18 protein-coding genes and 1 pseudogene are annotated in these 21,749 nt (G+C 55.0%); 9 read left to right on the forward strand and 10 right to left on the reverse strand.

The genetic code is table 11. The features are described from left to right. Positions 1 to 17: 17 nt before the first annotated feature. The 3 genes from iscS to trmJ all read right to left on the reverse strand — a co-directional run bounded on the left by iscS (position 18) and on the right by trmJ (position 2,863). Complete coding sequence (gene iscS, locus FHC49_RS01140) at positions 18 to 1,232, reverse strand: cysteine desulfurase (protein WP_035891364.1); 1,215 nt, start codon at positions 1,230 to 1,232, stop codon at positions 18 to 20. Positions 1,233 to 1,396: 164 nt separating this feature from the next. Further along, entirely contained in the window at positions 1,397 to 1,888 is a 492-nt protein-coding gene (gene iscR, locus FHC49_RS01145) for a Fe-S cluster assembly transcriptional regulator IscR (RefSeq protein ID WP_035891361.1), read from the reverse strand. 243 nt (positions 1,889 to 2,131) lie between these two features. Beyond that, positions 2,132 to 2,863, reverse strand: a complete 732-nt coding sequence (gene trmJ / locus FHC49_RS01150) for a tRNA (cytosine(32)/uridine(32)-2'-O)-methyltransferase TrmJ (protein WP_185668884.1) — start codon at positions 2,861 to 2,863, stop codon at positions 2,132 to 2,134. A 120-nt stretch (positions 2,864 to 2,983) separates the two neighbouring features. On the opposite strand from trmJ, the gene suhB reads away from it, so the two are divergent. Together suhB and FHC49_RS01160 are read left to right on the forward strand one after the other, a co-directional pair. Continuing rightward, complete coding sequence (gene suhB / locus FHC49_RS01155; RefSeq protein ID WP_185668883.1) at positions 2,984 to 3,787, forward strand: inositol-1-monophosphatase; 804 nt, start codon at positions 2,984 to 2,986, stop codon at positions 3,785 to 3,787. A 142-nt stretch (positions 3,788 to 3,929) separates the two neighbouring features. Next, the gene (locus FHC49_RS01160; RefSeq protein ID WP_185668882.1) at positions 3,930 to 4,358 is read left to right on the forward strand and encodes an OsmC family protein; all 429 of its coding nucleotides are present in this window, start codon (positions 3,930 to 3,932) and stop codon (positions 4,356 to 4,358) included. A gap of 55 nt (positions 4,359 to 4,413) precedes the next feature. Here FHC49_RS01160 and FHC49_RS01165 read toward each other — a convergent pair whose 3' ends face one another. Continuing rightward, positions 4,414 to 5,394 carry a nickel/cobalt transporter gene (locus FHC49_RS01165; RefSeq protein ID WP_185668881.1) on the reverse strand — a complete coding sequence of 327 codons (981 nt, stop codon included), beginning with the start codon at positions 5,392 to 5,394 and terminating at the stop codon, positions 4,414 to 4,416. Next, positions 5,385 to 6,023, reverse strand: coding sequence for a DUF1007 family protein (locus FHC49_RS01170; protein WP_185668880.1), 639 nt, complete (start codon positions 6,021 to 6,023; stop codon positions 5,385 to 5,387). The genes FHC49_RS01165 and FHC49_RS01170 overlap by 10 nt, the downstream gene beginning before the upstream one ends. 116 nt (positions 6,024 to 6,139) lie before the next feature. Here FHC49_RS01170 and csiE point away from each other — a divergent pair, with 116 nt between their 5' ends. Further along, complete coding sequence (gene csiE, locus FHC49_RS01175) at positions 6,140 to 7,417, forward strand: stationary phase inducible protein CsiE (RefSeq protein WP_185668879.1); 1,278 nt, start codon at positions 6,140 to 6,142, stop codon at positions 7,415 to 7,417. Here the strand turns inward: csiE and FHC49_RS01180 are convergent. Next, positions 7,414 to 8,550: a 3-phenylpropionate MFS transporter gene (locus FHC49_RS01180; protein WP_185668878.1), complete on the reverse strand. Its 1,137-nt coding sequence runs from the start codon at positions 8,548 to 8,550 to the stop codon at positions 7,414 to 7,416. The genes csiE and FHC49_RS01180 overlap by 4 nt on opposite strands. A 360-nt stretch (positions 8,551 to 8,910) precedes the next feature. Between FHC49_RS01180 and FHC49_RS01185 the strand changes: the two genes are divergently transcribed. Continuing rightward, positions 8,911 to 9,333 (forward strand): DoxX family protein, encoded by a 423-nt coding sequence (locus FHC49_RS01185; RefSeq protein WP_220438310.1) that lies wholly within the window; start codon positions 8,911 to 8,913, stop codon positions 9,331 to 9,333. Positions 9,334 to 9,413: 80 nt separating this feature from the next. On the opposite strand, the gene glyA is transcribed toward FHC49_RS01185, so the two are convergent. Then, positions 9,414 to 10,667: a serine hydroxymethyltransferase gene (gene glyA / locus FHC49_RS01190; protein ID WP_035891344.1), complete on the reverse strand. Its 1,254-nt coding sequence runs from the start codon at positions 10,665 to 10,667 to the stop codon at positions 9,414 to 9,416. A 330-nt stretch (positions 10,668 to 10,997) separates the two neighbouring features. On the opposite strand from glyA, the gene hmpA reads away from it, so the two are divergent. The 5 genes and pseudogenes from hmpA to dtpD all read left to right on the forward strand — a co-directional run bounded on the left by hmpA (position 10,998) and on the right by dtpD (position 19,277). Beyond that, complete coding sequence (gene hmpA / locus FHC49_RS01195) at positions 10,998 to 12,188, forward strand: NO-inducible flavohemoprotein (protein ID WP_220438311.1); 1,191 nt, start codon at positions 10,998 to 11,000, stop codon at positions 12,186 to 12,188. A 134-nt stretch (positions 12,189 to 12,322) separates the two neighbouring features. Further along, positions 12,323 to 13,828, forward strand: a complete 1,506-nt coding sequence (gene cadC / locus FHC49_RS01200; protein ID WP_220438312.1) for a lysine decarboxylation/transport transcriptional activator CadC — start codon at positions 12,323 to 12,325, stop codon at positions 13,826 to 13,828. 353 nt (positions 13,829 to 14,181) lie between these two features. Next, positions 14,182 to 15,513: pseudogene (gene cadB, locus FHC49_RS01205) on the forward strand (cadaverine/lysine antiporter). An 88-nt stretch (positions 15,514 to 15,601) separates the two neighbouring features. Further along, on the forward strand, positions 15,602 to 17,746 hold the full coding sequence (gene cadA / locus FHC49_RS01210) for a lysine decarboxylase CadA (protein ID WP_185668936.1): 2,145 nt from the start codon (positions 15,602 to 15,604) through the stop codon (positions 17,744 to 17,746). Positions 17,747 to 17,813: 67 nt separating this feature from the next. Further along, entirely contained in the window at positions 17,814 to 19,277 is a 1,464-nt protein-coding gene (gene dtpD, locus FHC49_RS01215; RefSeq protein ID WP_220438313.1) for a dipeptide permease DtpD, read from the forward strand. 32 nt (positions 19,278 to 19,309) lie between these two features. Here the strand turns inward: dtpD and glnB are convergent, their stop codons facing one another. The 3 genes from glnB to qseG form a co-directional block, all read right to left on the reverse strand. Continuing rightward, the gene (gene glnB / locus FHC49_RS01220) at positions 19,310 to 19,648 is read right to left on the reverse strand and encodes a nitrogen regulatory protein P-II (RefSeq protein WP_002914032.1); all 339 of its coding nucleotides are present in this window, start codon (positions 19,646 to 19,648) and stop codon (positions 19,310 to 19,312) included. Between the two features lie 68 nt (positions 19,649 to 19,716). Continuing rightward, entirely contained in the window at positions 19,717 to 21,054 is a 1,338-nt protein-coding gene (glrR, locus tag FHC49_RS01225; RefSeq protein ID WP_220438314.1) for a two-component system response regulator GlrR, read from the reverse strand. Continuing rightward, positions 21,047 to 21,739, reverse strand: a complete 693-nt coding sequence (gene qseG / locus FHC49_RS01230) for a two-component system QseEF-associated lipoprotein QseG (protein ID WP_370631738.1) — start codon at positions 21,737 to 21,739, stop codon at positions 21,047 to 21,049. The genes glrR and qseG overlap by 8 nt, the downstream gene beginning before the upstream one ends. Between the last annotated feature and the right edge of the window lie 10 nt (positions 21,740 to 21,749).

Raw genomic sequence — 21,749 nt, forward strand, 5'->3', positions numbered from 1 at the left:
CTCCTTATCGGTACCGATTAATGATGCGACCATTCAATGCTGTTCAGATCCACGCCCTGTTTGAACATTTCCCACAGTGGAGAAAGGTCGCGCAGACGGCCAATGGAGTTGCGAACCAGATTGATGGTGTAGTCAATCTCTTCTTCGGTAGTGAAACGACCTAAAGAGAAACGAATGGAGCTATGCGCCAGCTCATCGGTCATGCCCAGTGCGCGCAGCACGTAGGATGGCTCAAGGCTTGCGGAAGTACAGGCGGAACCGGAGGAAACCGCCAGGTCTTTCAGCGCCATAATCAGGGATTCACCTTCAACGTAGTTAAAGCTCACGTTGAGGATGTTTGGTGCGCCCTGCTCAAGATCACCGTTCAGGTAGACTTCTTCCATATCCTTCACGCCGTTCCACAGACGGTTACGCAGACCGCGCAGACGGGCCATTTCGGTCTCCATCTCTTCTTTCGCGATACGGTAAGCTTCGCCCATGCCGACGATCTGGTGAACAGGCAGGGTACCGGAACGCATGCCGCGTTCGTGACCGCCGCCGTGCATCTGCGCTTCGATACGGATACGTGGTTTACGACGAACGTACAGTGCGCCGATACCTTTTGGACCGTAGATTTTGTGACCGGAGAAGGACATCAGGTCAACTTTCAGCTGGCTCAGGTCGATAGGCAGTTTGCCCACGCTCTGGGTCGCATCAACGTGATAGATGATGCCGCGCGCACGGCACATTTCGCCGATGGTCGCGATATCCTGCACCACGCCGATTTCGTTGTTCACGTGCATGATGGAGACGAGGATGGTGTCGTCACGCATGGCTGCTTCGAGCTCTTTGAGATCGATAATGCCGTTACGCTGAGGCGCCAGATAGGTGATTTCGAAACCTTCGCGCTCAAGCTGACGACAGGTGTCCAGCACGGCTTTATGCTCGGTTTTGCTGGTGATAATGTGCTTGCCTTTTTTCTGATAAAAGTTGGCTGCACCTTTAATCGCCAGGTTGTCGGATTCAGTCGCACCGGAGGTAAAGACGATTTCACGCGGGTCTGCACCCACGAGGTCGGCAATCTGATTACGGGCGATATCTACCGCCTCTTCAGCCTGCCAGCCGAAACGGTGTGAACGAGAGGCCGGGTTACCAAAGGTCCCGTCCAGGGTCAGAAACTGCATCATTTTCTCGGCAACACGCGGGTCCACCGGCGTGGTTGCGGAGTAGTCGAGATAAATCGGTAATTTCATTGCTCTTTAACTCCGTACATCACTCAATGCAAGGAGTCAGGCAACCGGCTGGATGTACGACCGTGTTGACGGGACGCTGTCCCGGCCTGACTCTGAAATCTCATTTTTATCTATAACCAGCCCTGCTACGTGCGCCCGATAAGGCACACGGCAGAGCGGGTGGATTATGCACGTAACTTAACGTCGATAGCGTCTTGTACGCGGGTATTGCGGGAGGTGTCGTGCGAATGCTGGCGACCAGACACGTCCAGAACTTCCTGGTTATTGACCAGTTCACCGAGGGTGATGTTGTTCAGGAAGCCAGTCAGACGGTCGCTCAGATCGCGCCAGAGTGCGTGGGTCAAACATTTATCGCCGCCCTGGCAGCCACCTTTCCCCTGACAGCGGGTAGCGTCAACGGACTCGTCCACTGCGCTAATCACTTCACCCACTGCGATGTGGTTTGCTTCTTTACCCAGCAGATAACCACCGCCTGGTCCGCGTACGCTGGATACTAAGCCATTTTTACGCAGACGGGAGAACAGCTGCTCCAGATAGGAGAGTGAAATTCCCTGACGTTCAGAAATATCAGCCAACGGCACCGGGCCCGCTTCGGAGTTGAGTGCAACGTCCAGCATCGCGGTTACGGCATAACGCCCTTTAGATGTCAGTCTCATGTCTTACTTAACCTCAAACTCGCCCCTGCCCGGGGTTTTTAATAATATTGTGGGTATTGCATAGCAGGGCCAAGTCTGACATTCCCGACTAAAACAGTCAACTATTTACTTGAGTAATTTAGTCAGGTATTTGGCGTTCCGTGCGGTATTGATTCTGAGCCGTTTCCGGGGTCAGCCAGAGGCCTCGCCCCGGTTACAAAAGGGGTGTAGCCCGGCCAAACGGAGCACCGCCGGGAATGCACCTTACTCTTTGTTTTTCTGCTCAATAGACGCCAGAATCCCACGCAGGATGTTCAGCTCCTGGCTTTCCGGGCGCGCACGGGTAAACAGACGACGTAAACGGCTCATCACCTGCCCCGGATGGTTTTCGCGGATGAAGCCGGTAGCGAGCAGCGTCTGCTCCAGGTGGCCATAGAAACGCTCAAGATCGTCCACCAACGGGTACGGCGTCTCTTCGTGCTCAACCTTCGGTTCGTTGCTTTCCTGCGTCGCCAGCCAGGCCATGCGCACTTCATAAGAGATAACCTGCACGGCCATCGCCAGATTCAGCGAGCTGTATTCCGGGTTAGCGGCAATCGCCACGTGGTAATGACATTTTTGCAGTTCATCGTTGGTCAGGCCAACGCGTTCACGACCGAACACTAGCGCCACCGGCGCATGTTCACCTTCTGAGACGCTTTTCAGACCGCACTCACGCGGGTCGAGCATCGGCCACGGCAGCGTACGGGAACGCGCGCTGGTGCCAACCACCAGGCTGCAACCGGCCAGCGCTTCATCGAGGGTATCGACGATCTGCGCGTTGCCAATCACATCGCTGGCTCCGGCTGCCAGGGCGATGGCCTGGGAGTCTGGTTTCACCAGCGGGTTGACCAGCCACAGGTTGGTTAACCCCATGGTTTTCATAGCGCGGGCCACGGAGCCCATGTTGCCGGTGTGGGAGGTTTCGACCAGCACGATTCGGATATTTTGCAGCATTGTCATTCTTCGTCTAAAGATTATTCAACCATATTACCATAAATCTGAGACAGAATCCGAATTCGCTGCTATGATATGCGCCGTTTTCCCCGTTCTTTAACATCCAGTGAGAGTAACCTGATGCATCCGATGCTGAACATCGCCGTGCGCGCAGCGCGCAAGGCGGGTAACCTGATTGCCAAAAACTACGAAACACCAGAAGCTGTTGAAGCGAGCCAGAAAGGCAGCAACGATTTCGTGACTAACGTTGATAAAGCCGCTGAAGCGATGATTATCGACACCATTCGCAAATCTTACCCGCAACACACCATTATCACCGAAGAAAGCGGTGAACATGTTGGCGAAGATCTGGATGTTCAATGGGTTATCGATCCACTGGATGGCACCACCAACTTTATCAAACGTCTTCCACACTTCTCCGTCTCCATTGCCGTACGCATTAAAGGTCGTACTGAAGTGGCTGTGGTTTACGATCCAATGCGCAACGAACTGTTCACCGCTACCCGCGGTCAGGGCGCACAGCTCAACGGTTACCGTCTGCGCGGCAGCACTGGCCGCGATCTGGATGGCACTATCATCGCGACCGGTTTCCCGTTCAAAGCGAAACAGCACGCTACCGCCTACATGAACATCCTCGGTAAAATGTTTACCGAATGCGCTGACTTCCGTCGCACCGGTTCCGCTGCGCTGGATCTGGCCTACGTTGCCGCTGCGCGCGTTGACGGCTACTTCGAAATCGGCCTGAAGCCATGGGATTTCGCCGCTGGCGAACTGATCGCTCGTGAAGCAGGCGCTATCGTTTGTGACTTCACCGGTGGCCATAACTACATGATGACCGGCAACGTCGTTGCAGGTAACCCACGCATCGTGAAAGCCATGCTGGCGAACATGCGTGACGAACTGAGCGAAGCGCTGAAGCGCTAAGTTCGGACTCCACGTCATTAAGAAGCCCCTTTGCGGGCTTCTTTTTTTTGTACCTACCCTTCCCCCAGAATTATCTCTATTCCCGTTGCCGCCAGATGCGTCGTCTATACTTAGCCTTTTGTTAGCCAAAAGGAGAACGAGAATGACCATTCACAAACACGGTTCGGCACACTGGTCAGGCGATATCAAACGCGGAAAAGGGACGGTCTCTACTGAAAGTGGCGTGCTCAACCAGCAACCTTACGGCTTCAATACTCGCTTTGAAGGCGCAAAGGGCACTAACCCGGAAGAGCTGATTGGCGCAGCGCATGCGGCCTGTTTTTCGATGGCGTTATCGTTGATGCTGGGTGAGGCAGGCTATACCCCTGATGCCATCAATACCACGGCAGACGTCTCATTGGATAAAACCGACGGCGGGTTTGCCATTACCAAAATCGCCTTACAGAGTAAGGTGAGCGTGCCCGGTATCGATCCGAAGCAGTTTGACGGCATCATCCAAAAAGCCAAAGCGGGTTGCCCGGTTTCCCAGGTTCTGAAGGCAGAAATCACGCTGGATTACACGTTGAACTAACGTTTTCAGGCAGCAGTAAGAACATGCTGGTCACCTTATTGACCAGCATTTCACTCTAGAACGGCCTTAACCCTCTGCTGACCGGCACTGCACTCACCCACATCACCACCGCCGCAGCGACCAGAACCGCGCCACCTGCCAGTGCCAAAGTTGTCCACCCCACCTGCCGCCAGAGTACCGGCGTTTTATTACCGCTGAGCTTCACCGCCAGGGTGCGAAAAACGTGGACCAGCAGCGCTAAAGAAGAGATGGTGAGCGACGTTCCTGCCGCCATCGCCAGCGCAGAGGCAACGCCCCAGCCAAACACGCCAATCACTTTACTGAACAGCAGCACCATAATGGCACCGGAACAGGGGCGCATGCCCATCGACAGTATAATCATCAGCCTCGCCCGCCAGTCTTCATCACGTTCAAGCCGTTTAGGGTCCGGCATGTGCTGATGACCACAGCCGCAGTGCTGGTCATGAACGTGATGTGGCGTAAAAGCGGTAAACTTCGGTTTGCGCAGCAGTACCCGCAGCTTTCTCAGCGCCCGCCAGCAGAGTAATAATCCCAGCACGCCCACCAGCGCATAGCTGCCCTTCTCCAGCCAGAAACTGCTGAGGTGCAGCTGGCGCGCCGGAAGTCGTAGCAGCGTCAGCACAACGATGACCAGGCCAATGGCTACCAGCCCCTGTAATAAAGAAGCCGCGAGCGTCAGGCCAATACTGGATTTTAACTTTGACGGATGGGTGGCCAGCCACGTGGTGATGACGACCTTACCGTGCCCCGGCCCCAGCGCGTGCAGCACGCCGTAGACAAAGCTGAACAGCAGCAGCGCCCCGCCCGCCTGAGTCGGATTTTCCGCCACGGCCTGTAACAAACCACTCATCTGCTGGTTCACGTCGCGTTGCCAGACCACGCTTTGCAGCATGACCTGTGGCCAGGCCTGCCAGAGCCATAGCAAGCCAATAACCGCAACCGCAAAAAACAGTAGCAGCGGCCAAAGCGACAGCCAGCGGCGCGAGGTGCGACGATTAACGGAGATTACTGACATGCGATGGTGACCTTCTGCGCAAACTGTTTTCCAAGATCCATATCTTCCGGAGGCGCATCCGCTTTATCGAGCGATTGCGCGTAGGAGAGCATCTCATCGTTGGGATGCGGGGTATGGACGCTGACCTTACATGCACCTTTAAAATCTGGCGCAAACGCCACGTCACCGTCCTTCTCGTAGCTCATATCGACATAATAGGTCGGGTCGAAGGTAGAAAAGGTGTAAGTCTGTCCCGCCAGCGTTTGCGGCGTCGCCAGCGGTAAGGTAAAGGTCAGCACCGCCTGATGCCCCTGTCGCGCCAGGCCGTAGGCGGTAGGCAGGTTTTCGAACTTCACCTTTTTGCCGTCGTGCCAGAACTCGGTAAAGTAGTGCTGCCCCAGCACGTTCGCCATCACCTCAGCGGCCAGCTTTTTCCAAACCTCATCGCCCGGTTTTGCGTTGCCCGCGTCGTAGAGCAGATCCGCCGAGGTGAGTTCATCCATTACCCAGCGCATTTTCATGCCCGTCAGCTTGCCGTCAGCCACCACCAGCTGGTTAGTGATGGTAATAAAGCTGTGCGGATGTGCGCTGACGTTTAACGATAAAACCGTAAGAAATATCAGAACCGCGCATTGTTTCACTCTCTTCATCGGTTCCTCAGTGAAAAATTCTGTGACCGTCACCCGCATTCCTTAGCTAAAGCTCATTAGCTGCCGTTATCTTTTGTCTATTCTTATGCTCATAACCTGCTGCTGGATCCCAACAGATGATGACCGTACTCGAACCGCCATCTGTGCTTTCCAGTCCGCAGCGCCGCTGCCAGGCGCTGCTGATGCTCTATCTCCCTGGTCATTCCATCACGGCGGAATACATTGGCATGGTGAATAATGTCGATGTTTCCACCGCCCGGCAAGATGTCATTGAAGCCGGAGAGGAGGTTGAGCGTTACCATCGTCTGGCGATCGCCACTCAGGCGGATGGCTGCTATCGGATTGAAGGCACAACCCTCGACCTGCGCCTGTGCTTACTGCACTGGCTTCGCCGCGCATTGCGTCTGTGTCCGCACTTTGTGACGCACCATTTTACACCAGCGCTGAAAACGCAGCTCAGGCAGTTGAAGATCCCGCGTACGCTATATGATGAAACCAACCTGCAGGCGCTGGTGAACCGCTGCGCCCGAAGCCTGCAGCGCGATTTTGAATGTCGTGACGTGCAGTTTTTACGCCTCTATCTCCAGTACTGTTTATTACAGCATCATCAGGGAGAAAGCCCTATTTTTAGCACGCTGCAAAGCGCCTGGACGCAGTCCACGCTGGAATATCAGATGGCGGCGGATATTGTCCACCACTGGCAGAGGCGGGTAATGCAAACGCCAAACCGCAACGAGCAGCACTTCCTGGCGCTGCTGTTTATGCTGCTGAAAGTGCCAAATCCCCAGTTTGATGGACGCGAGCAGGACCAGCAGCTACATCTGGCGATTGCCCGGCTGGTCGACCGTTTTCAGCATGAGGCGCACTGCCATTTCACCAATGAACGCAGCCTGCACGATCAGCTCTACGTTCACGTAGCGCAGGCGCTGAACCGCTGCGTGTTTGAGATCGGCATCGATCATCACCTGCCGGAAGAGATCCACCGCCTCTACCCGCGATTGATCCGCACCACCCGTGCGGCGCTGAGTGATTTTGAAACCCGCTATACCCTACACTTCAGCGACGATGAAGCGGCGCTGATTGCGGTGATTTTTGGCGCCGGATTAATGCAGGAGAGCGAGCTGCACGAGAAACAGGTGGTGCTGTTAACCGGCGACAACCCGGCGCTGGAGCAGGAGATTGAACAGCAGTTGAGGGAACTGACGCTACTGCCGCTCACCGTGAAGTACCTGACGGTCAACGTCTTCCAGAAAGAGGGCGCGCCGAAAAACAGCACGCTCGTGATTTCGCCTTACGCGATTGCCCTGCCCCTATTTTCACCGCCGCTGATCCACGCCGAACAACCGCTCAGCGAGCATCAGCAGCAGCATATCTGCAAGATACTGGAAACCTAGCGGGCGACCGTTTTTGGTCGCAGCACCAGCGCAGGCAGCGCCACCAGCGCCATCACCCAGAACAGCCCCTGATGAAGATGCTGATAAAGGAAGCCTGAGAACATGGTCATCACCGCAATGCTGCCGCCCATCGCCACCGCCGAGTAGACCGCCTGCAGGCGGATAACTTCGCTCCCCTGACGGGCAGCAATGTAGCGCATCGCCGCCAGATGGCAGACGGTGAAGGTGCCACAGTGCAGGATCTGAATCAGAATCAGCCACGGCAGGCTGGTCGTCCAGCCCATCAGCCCCCAGCGGATAACGCCGCAAATGGCCGACAGCAGCAGCAGATCCCGGGCGCTAAAGCGACGGAATACCTTTTTACTCAGCGCAAAGGTGACCACTTCGGCGACCACGCCCAACGACCACAGATAGCCGATAGCCGACGCCGAGTACCCCGCCCCTTCCCAGAAGATAGCGCTGAAACCGTAATAGGCGGCATGTGCCCCCTGAAGCAGGCTCACACAGGCAAGAAAGCGCCAGTTTTGCGTCACTAAGGAACGCCAGGCCGGCCAGCCAACGCTCTCCTGATGGCGGGATTCACCGAGCGGCATCACCGACGGTTTCAGCAACATCCCCAGCAGCATTGATGCGACGCCAAGACTCAGCATCACCAGGATGACATGGTAATCGAACAGGCTCACCAGCTTACCGGTCAGCGCAGAACCAATCACGAAAGCAATGGAGCCCCACAGGCGCACCCGGCCGTAGTCCATGGTTATCTGTTTTTGCCAGGTGTTCGCCAGCGCATCGGTAAGCGGCACCAGCGGCGAGAAGAACAGGTTGAAACCGATCATCACCACCATCAACCAGGCAACCTGCGTACCCGCCCAGAACGCGGCGGCGAACAACAGCGTCATCAGCGCCAGAATGCGCAGCACGCTTATCAAGCGCGAAGGATCGCTCACTCGCGGCGCTATCAGCAGGCTGCCGAGAAAACGAGCGACCAGCCCCGCCCCTAACAGTAGACCGATAGTTTCGGGCGACAGCCCAGCGCCTTTGAGCCAGACGCTCCAGAAGGGAAGAAAAATGCCGTAGCTAAAGAAATAGGTGAAGTAACTGAGCGCCAGCCAGCGCGTGGAGTGCAAAACCATGGGTCCTCCCGTTTTGGAGCCCCTAGTCTAATGACTCAACCCACATTCTGAAGAGCACTACTCCTCACATTAACAAGATAATTGTGATGAACATCACCTTTAGCTGTTTTTACGTCAGTCATCCGTCCGCACAAACGGTTACCGCGCTCGCTTCTCGCTGGCCCCCGACAAGAGCGCACAGAAAAGCGACGAACTTCGTATTAGAAATATTCATATAACCGGGCATCAAAGCGGGGTTATCGTCCTGCCATGGTGCGGTACGTACGTTACAGCCATAAGACTGATTTATGTGCGCGCGGTGGCAGGGAGCAACATTGTGTATTACGTTTAAATCACACGTACTTACACCATGGAATGACCATGAACGCTCTCCGTTATCTCGACTTTGGCGCATCGCGCGACTTGCTGTTGCTGATTGCGCGTATCGCTATCGTGCTGCTGTTTATTCTCTCCGGCTATCCCAAAATGCTTCACTACGATGGAACGGTGCAGTATATGGCATCCATCGGCACGCCAATGCCTACGCTGGCGGCCATCATTGCCATTCTGATGGAAGTGCCGGCCGTTATTCTGGTGATTCTGGGCTTCTTTACTCGTCCACTGGCGGTGATTTTTATTTTCTACACTCTGGGGACGGCGGTGATTGGTCACCACTTCTGGAACATGACCGGCGATGCGGTGATGCCGAACATGATTAACTTCTACAAGAACATCAGCATTTCAGGGGCGTTCCTGCTGCTGGCGATTGTCGGGCCGGGGAAAATTTCTCTGGATCGGCGCTAAGTATTGCCCGATGGCGCGACGCTTATCGGGCATAAAAAAAGGCCGCTTGCGCGGCCTTTTTTGCATCTTACGGTTAGCGATTACGCGTAAACCGGGAAGCGAGCGCAGATATCCAGCACTTTCGCTTTGACGCTTTCGATAACGGACTCATCGTTGATGTTGTCCAGCACGTCACACATCCAGCCAGCCAGCTCTTTCACTTCCGCTTCTTTGAAGCCGCGACGAGTGACAGCCGGGGAACCGATACGGATACCGGAAGTCACGAACGGGCTCTTCGGATCGTTTGGCACGCTGTTTTTGTTCACGGTGATGTTCGCACGACCCAGAGCGGCGTCTGCTTCTTTACCGGTCAGGTTTTTATCAACCAGATCCAGCAGGAACAGGTGGTTTTCAGTACCGCCGGAAACCACTTTGTAGCCACGGTTCAGGAACACTTCCACCATCGCTTTGGCGTTTTTAGCAACCTGCTGCTGGTAAACCTTGAACTCTGGCTCCATCGCTTCTTTCAGCGCAACCGCTTTACCAGCGATAACGTGCATCAGAGGGCCACCCTGCGCGCTTGGGAACACCGCGGAGTTCAGTTTTTTGTACAGCTCTTCACTACCGTCTTTCGCCAGGATCAGGCCACCGCGTGGACCCGCCAGGGTTTTGTGAGTGGTGGTGGTCACAACGTGAGCGTGTGGAACCGGGTTCGGATAAACGCCTGCGGCAATCAGACCGGCAACGTGCGCCATGTCGACGAACAGGTAAGCACCGATGCTGTCTGCGATTTCACGCATTTTTGCCCAGTCTACAACGCCGGAGTATGCGGAGAAGCCACCGATGATCATTTTCGGTTTGTGGGTCTGAGCCAGCTTAGCCATCTCGTCGTAGTCAATTTTACCGGACTCATCAATACCGTAAGGAATGATGTTGTACAGTTTACCGGAGAAGTTAACCGGGGAGCCGTGAGTCAGGTGGCCGCCCTGCGCCAGGTTCATACCCAGAACGGTATCGCCCGGCTGCAGCAGCGCGGTGTAGACCGCGAAGTTAGCCTGAGAGCCAGAGTGCGGCTGTACGTTAGCGTAGTCTGCGCCGAACAATTCTTTCGCGCGGTCAATCGCCAGCTGTTCAACGATATCAACGTATTCGCAACCGCCGTAGTAGCGTTTGCCTGGGTAACCTTCAGCGTATTTGTTGGTCAGCTGAGAACCCTGCGCCTGCATCACGCGCGGGCTGGTGTAGTTTTCGGAGGCGATCAGTTCGATGTGCTCTTCCTGACGTACTTTTTCCTGCTCCATAGCCTGCCACAGTTCGGCATCATAATCGGCAATGTTCATTTCACGCTTTAACATCCGCATCTCCTGACTCAGCTAACAATTAAATTTTGGCCTGAAAAGGCAGTCCAATTGGACAACGGCCAACAGTATAACTGATTAGTTCTGCGATAACAGGTCTTGACAAACGAAATTACGCAAACGTTTTCCTCCGCGCCACACAAGGGATTGAGGAATAAAGGGCTGAGGCAGGGAAACGGATTTCTTTTCAGGATTGTGATGTGAATAATTCATGTTGTAACCGCAATGGTGCATTCTTTCAAAGAACCATTTACAAAACAGGGGTATTTTTATAAGATGCATTTAACATGCAACATTAGATAACATTGATTGAAAGGAAGACCTGCCATGCTTGACGCTCAAACCATCGCCACCGTAAAAGCCACTATCCCCCTGCTGGTTGAAACCGGCCCGAAGCTCACCGCCCACTTTTATGATCGGATGTTCACCCACAATCCGGAGCTGAAAGAGATTTTCAATATGAGCAACCAGCGTAACGGCGACCAGCGTGAAGCGCTGTTCAACGCCATTGCCGCCTACGCCAGCAATATTGAAAACCTGCCCGCGCTGCTGCCGGCGGTAGAGAAAATCGCCCAGAAGCACACCAGCTTCCAGATCAAACCAGAGCAGTACAACATTGTGGGCGCGCACCTGCTGGCGACGCTGGATGAGATGTTTAGTCCAGGCCAGGAAGTGCTGGATGCCTGGGGCAAAGCTTATGGCGTGCTGGCAGGCGTGTTTATTAACCGTGAAGCTGAGATTTATCAGGATAACGCCAATAAAACCGGCGGTTGGGAAGGTACCCGTGCGTTCCGCATCGTCAAAAAGACCCCGCGTAGCGATCTGATTACCAGCTTCGAGATGGAGCCGGTAGATGGTCAGCCGGTGGCCGATTACCAGCCGGGGCAGTATCTGGCGGTATGGCTAAAGCCGGAAGATTTCGAGTATCAGGAAATCCGTCAGTATTCACTGACCCGCAAACCAGACGGAAAAGGCTATCGCATTGCCGTAAAACGTGAAAACGGCGGCCAGGTCTCCAGTTGGCTGCATAACGCGGCAAAAGAAGGCGATGTGGTCTATCTGGCCGCGCCTGCCGGAGATTTCTTCCTTAACGTCACCCCGCAAACCCCGGTTACGCTGATCTCCGGTGGCGTGGGGCAAACGCCAATGCTGGCCATGCTGGATACGCTGTCAAAAAACCGCCATCCGGCACAGGTGAACTGGTTCCACGCGGCGGAAAACGGCAGCGTTCACGCCTTTGCCGATGAGGTGAAAACGCTGGGTAGCGCGCTGCCGAACTTCACCTCACACCTGTGGTATCGCACCCCGACCGACGCAGACCGCCAGTCCGGCGCGTTCGACAGCGAAGGGCTGATGGCGCTTTCAGCGCTTGCCGATAAGCTGCAGGATCCGCAGATGCAGTTCTACCTGTGCGGCCCGGTGGCCTTTATGCAGCATGCGGCAAAACAACTCGTTGAGCTTGGCGTCAACGCCGACAGCATCCACTACGAATGCTTCGGCCCACATAAAGTCCTGTAATCTTTTCTTTCCAGGCGGGTAGGAAACTCCCCGCCTTCCCGCCTTTCTTCGCTCGTCCCAGTCAAAAAATAGAGTAGTGAGCTGTGTTATCATTACCCACTTATCTATTTCTTTTCCTTTGGTGACTCATTTTTATGCAACAACCGTTTGTGCGCGTTGGGGAATGGCTCGTCACGCCTTCAGTGAATCAAATAAGCCGCCCTGGACGCCAGCTCACTCTGGAACCTCGATTAATCGATCTGCTGATGTATTTTGCCCACCACCCAGGGGAAGTGCTCAGCCGCGACGAGCTTATTGATAACATCTGGATGCGGAATATTGTGACCAGCCATGTGGTCACGCAAAGTATTTCTGAACTGCGTAAATCGCTGCGCGACGGTGGTGATAGTCACGCCGAATACATTATTACCGTGCCCAAACGCGGCTACCAGCTTACGGCCCCGGTCACCTGGCTTAGCGAATCTGAAATAGGCGATGAAGCCGATGAGATACAGCCTACCACCGCCCTTGATAGCACGCCGGTCACGCCTGCGCGTGCCGCCACCGTAGAGCACAAACCACGCCGCTGGTTCGCCAACTTCTGGACCCAATGTGCCTTTTTACTCTCGCTTGGCGTGCTGATTGCCATGGTCCTGTTAAGCGTGGTGCGCCCGCATCCGCAGGTAACACGTGCACACCTGTTGCTGAACCCGCGCGATATTGACGTTCGCTTTGAACCGGGATCCTCCTGTAATAACTGGGCCTCGCAGCAGTCTTATGCCATCGGCCTCGGCACGCTGATTACCACCTCGCTGAACACCTATTCCACCTTTATGGTTCACGACAAAACCAACTATAACGTCAATGAACCGAGCAGCTCCGGGAAGACGCTGACCATCAGCTTTGTGAATCAGCGCCACTACCGCGCCCAGCAGTGCTTTATGTCGGTGCTGCTTATCGACAACGCTGACGGCTCAACCATGCTTGATAAGCGCTACTTTGTCACCGATAGCAACCTGGTCTCCATCCAGGGCGATCTGTTCGATAGCCTCTCCAGCGCACTGGCCCAGCCGTGGCCGGAGGGGATGCAAAAGGAACTGACCCGGCTGAAGCTGCCGGAAACGCAGTCACTGGCGCAGTTTTACCAGGCGCTGCAACTGGTTTCTGTCGGCGATGCGCCGTCGTTAAATAAGGCCAGCACGCTACTGACAAACATTACTAAATCCTCACCTCATTTTGCCTATGCCTATGCGCAAAAGGCGATGGTGGATGTTTTACGCCAGTCGCAGCAGCCTTTTGATAACCAGCAACTGGTCGCGCTGAATGAAGAATTAACGCGCGTAGAACAAATGCCGGATATTCAGAACAGCGCCATACTGTATCGAATTAAAGCTATCGACTATTTAAGCCACGGTAGTATCGATAACGCCTTCGAGGCGGTGAATAAAAGCATTGAAATTGAGATGTCATGGCTTAACTACGTGCTGCTGGGTAAAGTTTACGAAATGAAAGGCGAGAGTCGTCTGGCGGCTGATGCCTATATTACGGCCTTTAATTTACGTCCAGGTGAAAACACGCTGTACTGGATTCAAAATGGTGTATTCCAGACCTCGATTGAAAAAATAGTCCCGTATTTGCAGTCTTTTTTAGCTAAAGAGTAATCGTTAGCCCAATAACCCGATTATCATGGTTAAATAATCGCCCTCAAAATGTAATATTAATGTTGTCACAAGGTGTTATTTGTTACTTTGTGACAACATCAACTCTCTTAAAATACCACCACCTAACCAATTGTAATTAGTCACTATTTATCTTTTCCTGATATAAAGTTTTTATCCTGACGTGTTACGTTAAAAAGGTAAAGACCTCATTTTTTCTATGTTTGTTTTTACTTCACCTTTACTTTAGGACTTCTCTTAGCCTGCTCAGTAATAATTGCCGTCAGTTGGTCGGGTCATTCGTCATTTCTCATCTCGCGATCCGGTCCTAAAAATACTGTTCAGGAGAAACGAACATGAGTTCTGCCAAAAAGATCGGGCTATTTGCCTGTACCGGTGTTGTTGCCGGGAATATGATGGGGAGCGGTATCGCATTATTGCCCGCGAACCTCGCCAGCATCGGTGGTATTGCCATTTGGGGCTGGGTTATTTCTATTATTGGTGCCATGTCACTGGCTTACGTTTACGCTCGACTTGCAACCAAGAATCCGCAGCAGGGTGGCCCCATTGCGTACGCTGGTGAATTATCTCCCGCTTTCGGCTTCCAGACCGGCGTCCTTTATTACCATGCCAACTGGATCGGTAACCTGGCTATCGGTATTACCGCCGTCTCTTATTTATCCACCTACTTCCCGGTATTAAACGACCCGATTCCTGCCGGTATCGCGTGTATCGCCATCGTGTGGCTGTTCACCTTTATCAACATGCTGGGCGGTACCTGGGTGAGCCGTCTGACCACTATCGGCCTGTTCCTGGTGCTGATCCCGGTTGTGCTGACCGCCGTGGTGGGCTGGCACTGGTTTGACATGGCGACCTACCACGCCAACTGGAACACCTCTACCACGACCGATCCACACGCGGTGATTAAAAGTATTCTGCTGTGCCTGTGGGCGTTCGTCGGCGTGGAATCTGCCGCAGTGAGCACCGGCATGGTGAAAAACCCGAAACGTACCGTACCCATGGCAACCATGCTCGGTACCGCGCTGGCCGGTATCGTTTATATCGCTGCCACTCAGGTTATCTCCGGGATGTATCCCGCTTCCGTGATGGCCTCTTCCGGTGCGCCGTTTGCCGTCAGCGCCTCAACCATTCTGGGTAGCTGAGCCGCACCGCTGGTTTCCGCCTTCACCGCCTTTGCGTGCCTGACTTCTCTGGGCTCCTGGATGATGCTGGTTGGTCAGGCAGGTGTGCGTGCCGCCAACGACGGTAACTTCCCGAAAGTGTATGGCGAACTCGATAAAAACGGCATTCCTAAAAAAGGTCTGCTGTTAGCTGGCCTGAAAATGACCGGTCTGATGATCATCATCACCGTGATGAACTCCAACGGCGGTAAAGCTTCTGACCTGTTCGGTGAACTGACCGGTATCGCCGTGCTGCTGACCATGCTGCCTTACTTCTACTCCTGCGTTGACCTGATTCGCTTCGAAGGCATCAACGTTCGTAACTTCGTCAGCCTTATCTGCTCCGTGCTGGGCTGTGCGTTCTGCTTCATCGCGTTGATGGGTGCAAGCTCCTTCGAACTGTCCGGTACCTTCATCGTCAGCCTCGTTATCCTGATGTTCTACGGTCGCAAAATGCACCAGCGTCAGCATAACGACGACGAAAACAACACGGCTCAAGCGCTGTAATCATCCCCTAATTTCTCTAAAGGCTCCTCCTTCACCTGCCACATCGTGGCGGGAGGAGCCTTCTTTATCCGGAAACATGACTATGACTATGAACGTTATTGCTATCATGAACCACATGGGCGTCTACTTTAAAGAAGAGCCTATTCGTGAGCTTCACCGCGCGCTGGAAGGCCTGAACTTCCGCATCGTTTACCCAAATGACCGTGAAGACCTGCTGAAGCTGATTGAAAATAATGCCAATCTCTGCGGCGTGATTTTTGACTGGGATAAGTACAACCTTGAGCTGTGCGAAGAGATCAGCGCACTGAACGAGTACATGCCGGTTTATGCTTTTGCCAACAGCTACTCCACGCTGGACGTCAGCCTGAACGATCTGCGCATGCAGGTTCGCTTCTTCGAATACGCCCTGGGCGCTGCGGCTGACATTGCGGCGAAAATCCGCCAGAGCACCGACGAATACATCGACGCCATTCTGCCACCACTGACCAAAGCGTTGTTCAAATACGTACGTGAAGGCAAATACACCTTCTGTACGCCAGGCCACATGGGCGGCACCGCCTTCCAGAAAAGCCCGGTCGGCAGCATTTTCCATGATTTCTTCGGCCCTAACGCCATGAAGTCAGACATCTCCATCTCCGTTTCCGAGCTGGGCTCTCTGCTGGACCACTCCGGCCCGCACAAAGAAGCCGAAGAGTACATCGCCCGCGTCTTTAACGCCGAGCGCAGCTACATGGTGACCAACGGTACCTCTACCGCGAACAAAATCGTTGGCATGTATTCCGCACCGGCGGGCAGCACCGTACTTATCGACCGTAACTGCCATAAATCACTGACGCATCTGATGATGATGAGCAATATTACGCCGATCTACTTCCGCCCAACCCGTAACGCTTACGGTATTCTCGGCGGTATTCCTCAGAGCGAATTCCAGCGCGCGACCATTGAAAAGCGCGTGAAAGCCACGCCAAACGCGACCTGGCCGGTGCATGCGGTGATCACCAACTCCACCTATGATGGTCTGCTGTACAACACCGACTACATCAAGAAGACGCTGGATGTGAAATCCATCCACTTCGACTCTGCCTGGGTGCCTTACACCAACTTCTCGCCAATCTATGCGGGTAAATGTGGGATGAGCGGCGACCGCGTTGAAGGCAAAGTGATTTATGAAACCCAGTCCACGCACAAACTGCTGGCGGCGTTCTCTCAGGCATCAATGATCCACGTGAAGGGCGACATCAACGAAGAGACCTTCAACGAAGCCTACATGATGCACACCACCACCTCTCCGCACTACGGCATCGTCGCCTCCACTGAAACCGCCGCGGCGATGATGAAAGGCAATGCCGGTAAGCGTCTGATTAACGGCTCTATCGAGCGGGCAATCAAGTTCCGTAAAGAGATCAAACGACTGAAAGGCGAATCCGAAGGCTGGTTCTTTGACGTCTGGCAGCCGGAGCACATCGACGGCCCTGACTGCTGGCCGCTGCGTTCTGACAGCGCATGGCACGGTTTCAAAAATATCGACAACGAACATATGTACCTCGACCCGATCAAAGTCACCATCCTGACTCCGGGCATGAAAAAAGACGGTACCATGGACGACTTCGGTATTCCGGCGAGCCTGGTTGCCAAATACCTCGACGAGCGCGGCATTATTGTTGAGAAAACCGGTCCTTATAACCTGCTGTTCCTCTTCAGCATCGGTATTGATAAAACCAAAGCGCTGAGCCTGCTGCGCGCGCTGACCGAGTTCAAACGCGCCTTTGACCTGAACCTGCGGGTGAAAAATATTCTGCCTTCGTTGTACCAGGAAGCGCCTGAATTCTATGAAAACATGCGTATTCAGGAGCTGGCGCAGAGCATCCATAAATTGGTTGAGCACCACAATCTGCCGGACCTGATGTTCCGCGCGTTTGAAGTGCTGCCAGCTATGGAAATCACCCCGTACGAAGCGTTCCAGAAAGAGCTGCACGGCGAAACGGAAGAGGTCTATCTGGATGATGTGGTTGGTCGCATCAACGCCAACATGATCCTGCCGTATCCTCCAGGTGTGCCGCTGGTTATGCCGGGCGAGATGATCACCGAAGAGAGCCGTCCGGTGCTGGAGTTCCTGCAGATGCTGTGCGAAATCGGCGCGCATTACCCAGGCTTCGAAACCGACATCCACGGCGCCTACCGTCAGGCGGATGGTCGCTACACGGTTAAAGTGCTGAAAGACGCTAAAAAATAATTAAAACAACAGAGGGAAGCGGCTTGTCGCTTCCCTTTTTCGTGCATCCACACAGCAAGGAATCGACATGAAAACACCCTCACAACCGCGCGCGATCTACTACATCGTGGCGATTCAAATCTGGGAATATTTCAGCTTCTATGGCATGCGTGCCCTGCTCATCCTTTACCTTACCCACCAGCTTGGTTTCAACGACAGCCACGCTATCGACCTGTTCAGCGCCTACGCCTCGCTGGTCTATGTCACCCCTATTCTGGGCGGCTGGCTTGCTGACCGCCTGCTCGGCAACCGAACCGCCGTCATATCCGGCGCACTGCTGATGACGCTTGGGCATATTGTGCTTGGCGTGGAATCGGACTCCACGTGGAGTTTGTACCTTGCGCTGGGAATTATCATCTGCGGCTACGGCCTGTTTAAATCCAATATCAGCTGTCTGTTGGGCGAGATGTACGCCCCTGATGACAATCGTCGCGACGGCGGTTTTTCGCTGCTGTACGCGGCGGGTAACATCGGCTCCATCGCAGCGCCTATCGCCTGCGGGCTGGCGGCGCAGTGGTACGGCTGGCACGTTGGCTTCGCGCTGGCAGGCATCGGCATGTTCATTGGCCTGATCGTCTTCTTAAGCGGCCATCGCCATTTCCGTCATACGCAAGGGATGAATAAACCGGCGCTGCAGGCGGTGAAGTTTGTCCTGCCGACCTGGGGCTGGCTGGCGCTGACGCTATGCATCGCGCCGCTGTTCTTCACCCTGCTGCTGCAAAACGACTGGTCAGGCTATCTGCTAGCGATCGTCTGCGCGGCCGCCGCCGTTATCGTGGCGCGCATTATGCTGCGCTTCCCGGCGCAGCGCCGCGCCCTATGGCAAATCATTTTGCTGATGCTGACCGGCACGCTGTTCTGGGTACTGGCTCAGCAGGGCGGCAGCTCTATCAGCCTGTTTATTGATCACTTCGTGAACCGTCGCTGGCTGAACATTGAAGTGCCAACCGCCCTCTTCCAGTCAGTTAACGCGATTGCCGTGATGACGGCAGGCGTGGTGCTGGCCTGGCTGGCGCGTCCGGAAAGCAGCGTTAGCTCTGCTCTGCGGGTATGGCTGAAGTTCGCATTCGGGCTGGTGCTGATGGGTGCAGGCTTTATGCTACTGGCGCTGAACGCGCGCGGCGCACAGCTGCACGGTCAGGCTTCGATGGGCATGATGATCGCCGGGCTGGCGCTGATGGGCTTCGCCGAGCTGTTTATTGACCCGGTGGCGATGGCGCAGATTACCCGTTTGAATCTGCCTGGAGTGACCGGCGTATTGACCGGTATCTACATGCTGGCAACGGGCTCGGTCGCTAACTGGCTGGCGGGCGTGGTGGCGCAGAAAACCACCGAATCACAAATTAGCGATACGGCTATCGATGCCTATAGGCACTTTTTCTCGCAAATGGGGGAATGGACGCTGGGCGTGGTGGCGCTGATTGTGGTGCTGGTCACGGTGAAACGTCTGCTGGGTTCGTCCAGCGTAACGCTGGCACAAGCCGACGAGTAATGAAAAGGCGGCCGATGGCCGCCTTTTACTGATTAGATTGCTGCGTCGTCTTCTTCGCCGGTACGGATACGAATCACGCGCGCCACGTCGAAGACAAAGATTTTGCCGTCGCCAATTTTACCGGTCTGCGCGGTACGGATAATGGTATCCACACAGGTATCGACAATATCGTCGGTCACCACGATCTCAATTTTCACCTTCGGCAGAAAGTCCACCATGTACTCCGCACCGCGGTACAGTTCGGTGTGGCCTTTCTGACGGCCAAAGCCTTTCACTTCCGTTACCGTCATCCCGGTGATGCCAACTTCCGCCAGCGCCTCACGTACGTCATCCAGTTTGAAGGGTTTAATAATCGCATCAATCTTTTTCATGGTGTTCCTGTCGTTTTTATCGCGTAACCGGTTGCTCACCGTATCATAAATCAGACGTATTTCGGGTGCTACTCTTTAAAATCGTTCGCATCCAGTTCATGGCGGGAGAGCAATTTGTAGAACTCGGTGCGGTTGCGCCCGGCCATACGCGCAGCATGGGTGACGTTGCCTTTGGTGATTTGCAGCAGCTTGCGCAGGTAGTTGAGCTCAAACTGATTGCGTGCTTCCACGAAGGTCGGCAGCGCAGTGTTCTCACCTTCCAGCGCCTGCTCAACCAGCGCATCGCTGATGACCGGCGATGAGGTCAGCGCCACGCACTGCTCAATCACGTTAACCAACTGGCGCACGTTACCCGGCCAGTTAGCCGCCATCAAGCGCTTCATGGCGTCGGTGGAAAAGGCGCGCACGAACGGCTTATGCCGATCCGCCGACTGACGCAGCAGGTAGTTTGCCAGCAGCGGAATATCTTCGGTGCGTTCGGCAAGCGTTGGGATCTTGAGGTTCACCACGTTCAGGCGGTAGAAGAGATCTTCACGAAACTCGCCGCGGGCCATCGCTTTCGGTAGATCCCGGTGGGTCGCCGAAATGATACGCACATTGATGTCGAGATCGCGGTTGCTGCCAAGCGGGCGCACTTTGCGCTCCTGCAACACACGCAGCAGTTTCACCTGCAGCGGCGTGGGCATATCGCCTATTTCATCAAGAAACAGCGTACCGCCTTCCGCCGCCTGGAACAGCCCTTCCCGGTGGCTGACCGCGCCGGTAAACGCGCCGCGCGCGTGGCCGAACAGCTCAGACTCCAGCAGTTGCTCCGGCAGCGCCCCGCAGTTAATGGCTACAAACGGCTTCGCGTGGCGCGGGCTGGCATTGTGAATGGCCTGCGCCAGGATCTCTTTCCCGGTGCCGCTCTGGCCGTTAATCAGCACGCTGACGTCCGACTGCGCCACCATCTGCGCCTGTTCAAGTAGACGCAGCATCAATGGGCTGCGGGTGACAATCGCTTCCCGCCACCGTTCATCGTTTGCCGGTGACGTGCGCTCCAGCGCTTCGTCGATGGCTTTATACAGCGCGTCTTTATCCACCGGTTTGGTTAAGAAGCTGAACACGCCCTGCTGGGTCGCCGAGACCGCTTCCGGGATAGAGCCGTGGGCGGTCAGAATAATCACCGGCATCCCCGGCTGCACTTTCTGAATTTCGCTGAACAGCTGCAGGCCGTCCATCTCATCCATGCGCAGGTCGCTAATCACCAGGTCGATACGCTCTTTCGCCAGCACGCGGAGCCCCTGCGGGCCGCTTTCTGCCGTAACGACCCGATAGCCTTCGCTGGTCAGACGCATCCCGAGAAGCTTCAACAGGCCGGGGTCGTCATCCACCAGCAGCAGATGCGCGGGTTTACGGTTAGTCATGCTTATCCTCGTCAGATGCCGCGCCGTGAGACATATCGGCGCCCGGTTTGCGGGTAGAGAGCTGGCGTTCGATATCCGTCAGGTTTTGCAGCTTACGGGTGGTTAAGTCCAGCTCACCCTGTAGCTGTTGCTGCTGCAGGCGCAGCGCGTCCAGTTGACCGTCGCTGGTCTCCTGCAGTTTGCTGTAACGTTGACGTTCTTCGGACAGCGACAGCTGCAATACCTGCCCATCGCGCCAAAGTTGGTACAGCGGGCGAATGCGGACCGGAATTTGCGGGCTGAGGGTATCAATCGCCGTGACCACCTGCCGACGCTCGGTCGGGGTTATTTTGGCATTAGCCAGCAGGATGCCGCGCTTAAACGCGCCCTGCCAGGTATCCGCCGTCAGCGGGCTGGCTTCCGCGCGTGCGCGAGCTGCAGACAGACGATTGGCGCAGTCCACGCTGCGCAGCCAGTAAAGAGGGTTGTTCTCTGCGGTATCGCCATCCAGTGACCAGATATCGTCGCAGTTAGTCGACAGATAATCCGCTACCTGCTGGCGCGGTTCGCTGCCTTCAGCGCTGCTGCCGAGACTGTGCGGCGTCAGTGCGCTATTACATCCGGAGAGCATCAGGCAGGTGAGCCCAAATAGCCCGCCGCACCACCGCCGTGGTATCCGACTCGTCCGTGCTAAGAATTGGGGCATAGTGACTCGA

This window comes from Kluyvera sp. EC_51, from assembly GCF_019584505.1.
Lineage (GTDB): Bacteria > Pseudomonadota > Gammaproteobacteria > Enterobacterales > Enterobacteriaceae > Kluyvera > Kluyvera sichuanensis.

Excerpts from the sequence above, each read along its gene's own strand:
- iscS (WP_035891364.1), bottom strand. The coding sequence starts at position 1,232 with ATGAAATTACCGATTTATCTCGACTACTCCGCAACCACGCCGGTGGAC.
- iscR (WP_035891361.1), bottom strand. The coding sequence starts at position 1,888 with ATGAGACTGACATCTAAAGGGCGTTATGCCGTAACCGCGATGCTGGAC.
- trmJ (WP_185668884.1), bottom strand. The coding sequence starts at position 2,863 with ATGCTGCAAAATATCCGAATCGTGCTGGTCGAAACCTCCCACACCGGC.
- suhB (WP_185668883.1), top strand. The coding sequence starts at position 2,984 with ATGCATCCGATGCTGAACATCGCCGTGCGCGCAGCGCGCAAGGCGGGT.
- FHC49_RS01160 (WP_185668882.1), top strand. The coding sequence starts at position 3,930 with ATGACCATTCACAAACACGGTTCGGCACACTGGTCAGGCGATATCAAA.
- FHC49_RS01165 (WP_185668881.1), bottom strand. The coding sequence starts at position 5,394 with ATGTCAGTAATCTCCGTTAATCGTCGCACCTCGCGCCGCTGGCTGTCG.
- FHC49_RS01170 (WP_185668880.1), bottom strand. The coding sequence starts at position 6,023 with ATGAAGAGAGTGAAACAATGCGCGGTTCTGATATTTCTTACGGTTTTA.
- csiE (WP_185668879.1), top strand. The coding sequence starts at position 6,140 with ATGATGACCGTACTCGAACCGCCATCTGTGCTTTCCAGTCCGCAGCGC.
- FHC49_RS01180 (WP_185668878.1), bottom strand. The coding sequence starts at position 8,550 with ATGGTTTTGCACTCCACGCGCTGGCTGGCGCTCAGTTACTTCACCTAT.
- FHC49_RS01185 (WP_220438310.1), top strand. The coding sequence starts at position 8,911 with ATGAACGCTCTCCGTTATCTCGACTTTGGCGCATCGCGCGACTTGCTG.
- glyA (WP_035891344.1), bottom strand. The coding sequence starts at position 10,667 with ATGTTAAAGCGTGAAATGAACATTGCCGATTATGATGCCGAACTGTGG.
- hmpA (WP_220438311.1), top strand. The coding sequence starts at position 10,998 with ATGCTTGACGCTCAAACCATCGCCACCGTAAAAGCCACTATCCCCCTG.
- cadC (WP_220438312.1), top strand. The coding sequence starts at position 12,323 with ATGCAACAACCGTTTGTGCGCGTTGGGGAATGGCTCGTCACGCCTTCA.
- cadA (WP_185668936.1), top strand. The coding sequence starts at position 15,602 with ATGAACGTTATTGCTATCATGAACCACATGGGCGTCTACTTTAAAGAA.
- dtpD (WP_220438313.1), top strand. The coding sequence starts at position 17,814 with ATGAAAACACCCTCACAACCGCGCGCGATCTACTACATCGTGGCGATT.
- glnB (WP_002914032.1), bottom strand. The coding sequence starts at position 19,648 with ATGAAAAAGATTGATGCGATTATTAAACCCTTCAAACTGGATGACGTA.
- glrR (WP_220438314.1), bottom strand. The coding sequence starts at position 21,054 with ATGACTAACCGTAAACCCGCGCATCTGCTGCTGGTGGATGACGACCCC.
- qseG (WP_370631738.1), bottom strand. The coding sequence starts at position 21,739 with ATGCCCCAATTCTTAGCACGGACGAGTCGGATACCACGGCGGTGGTGC.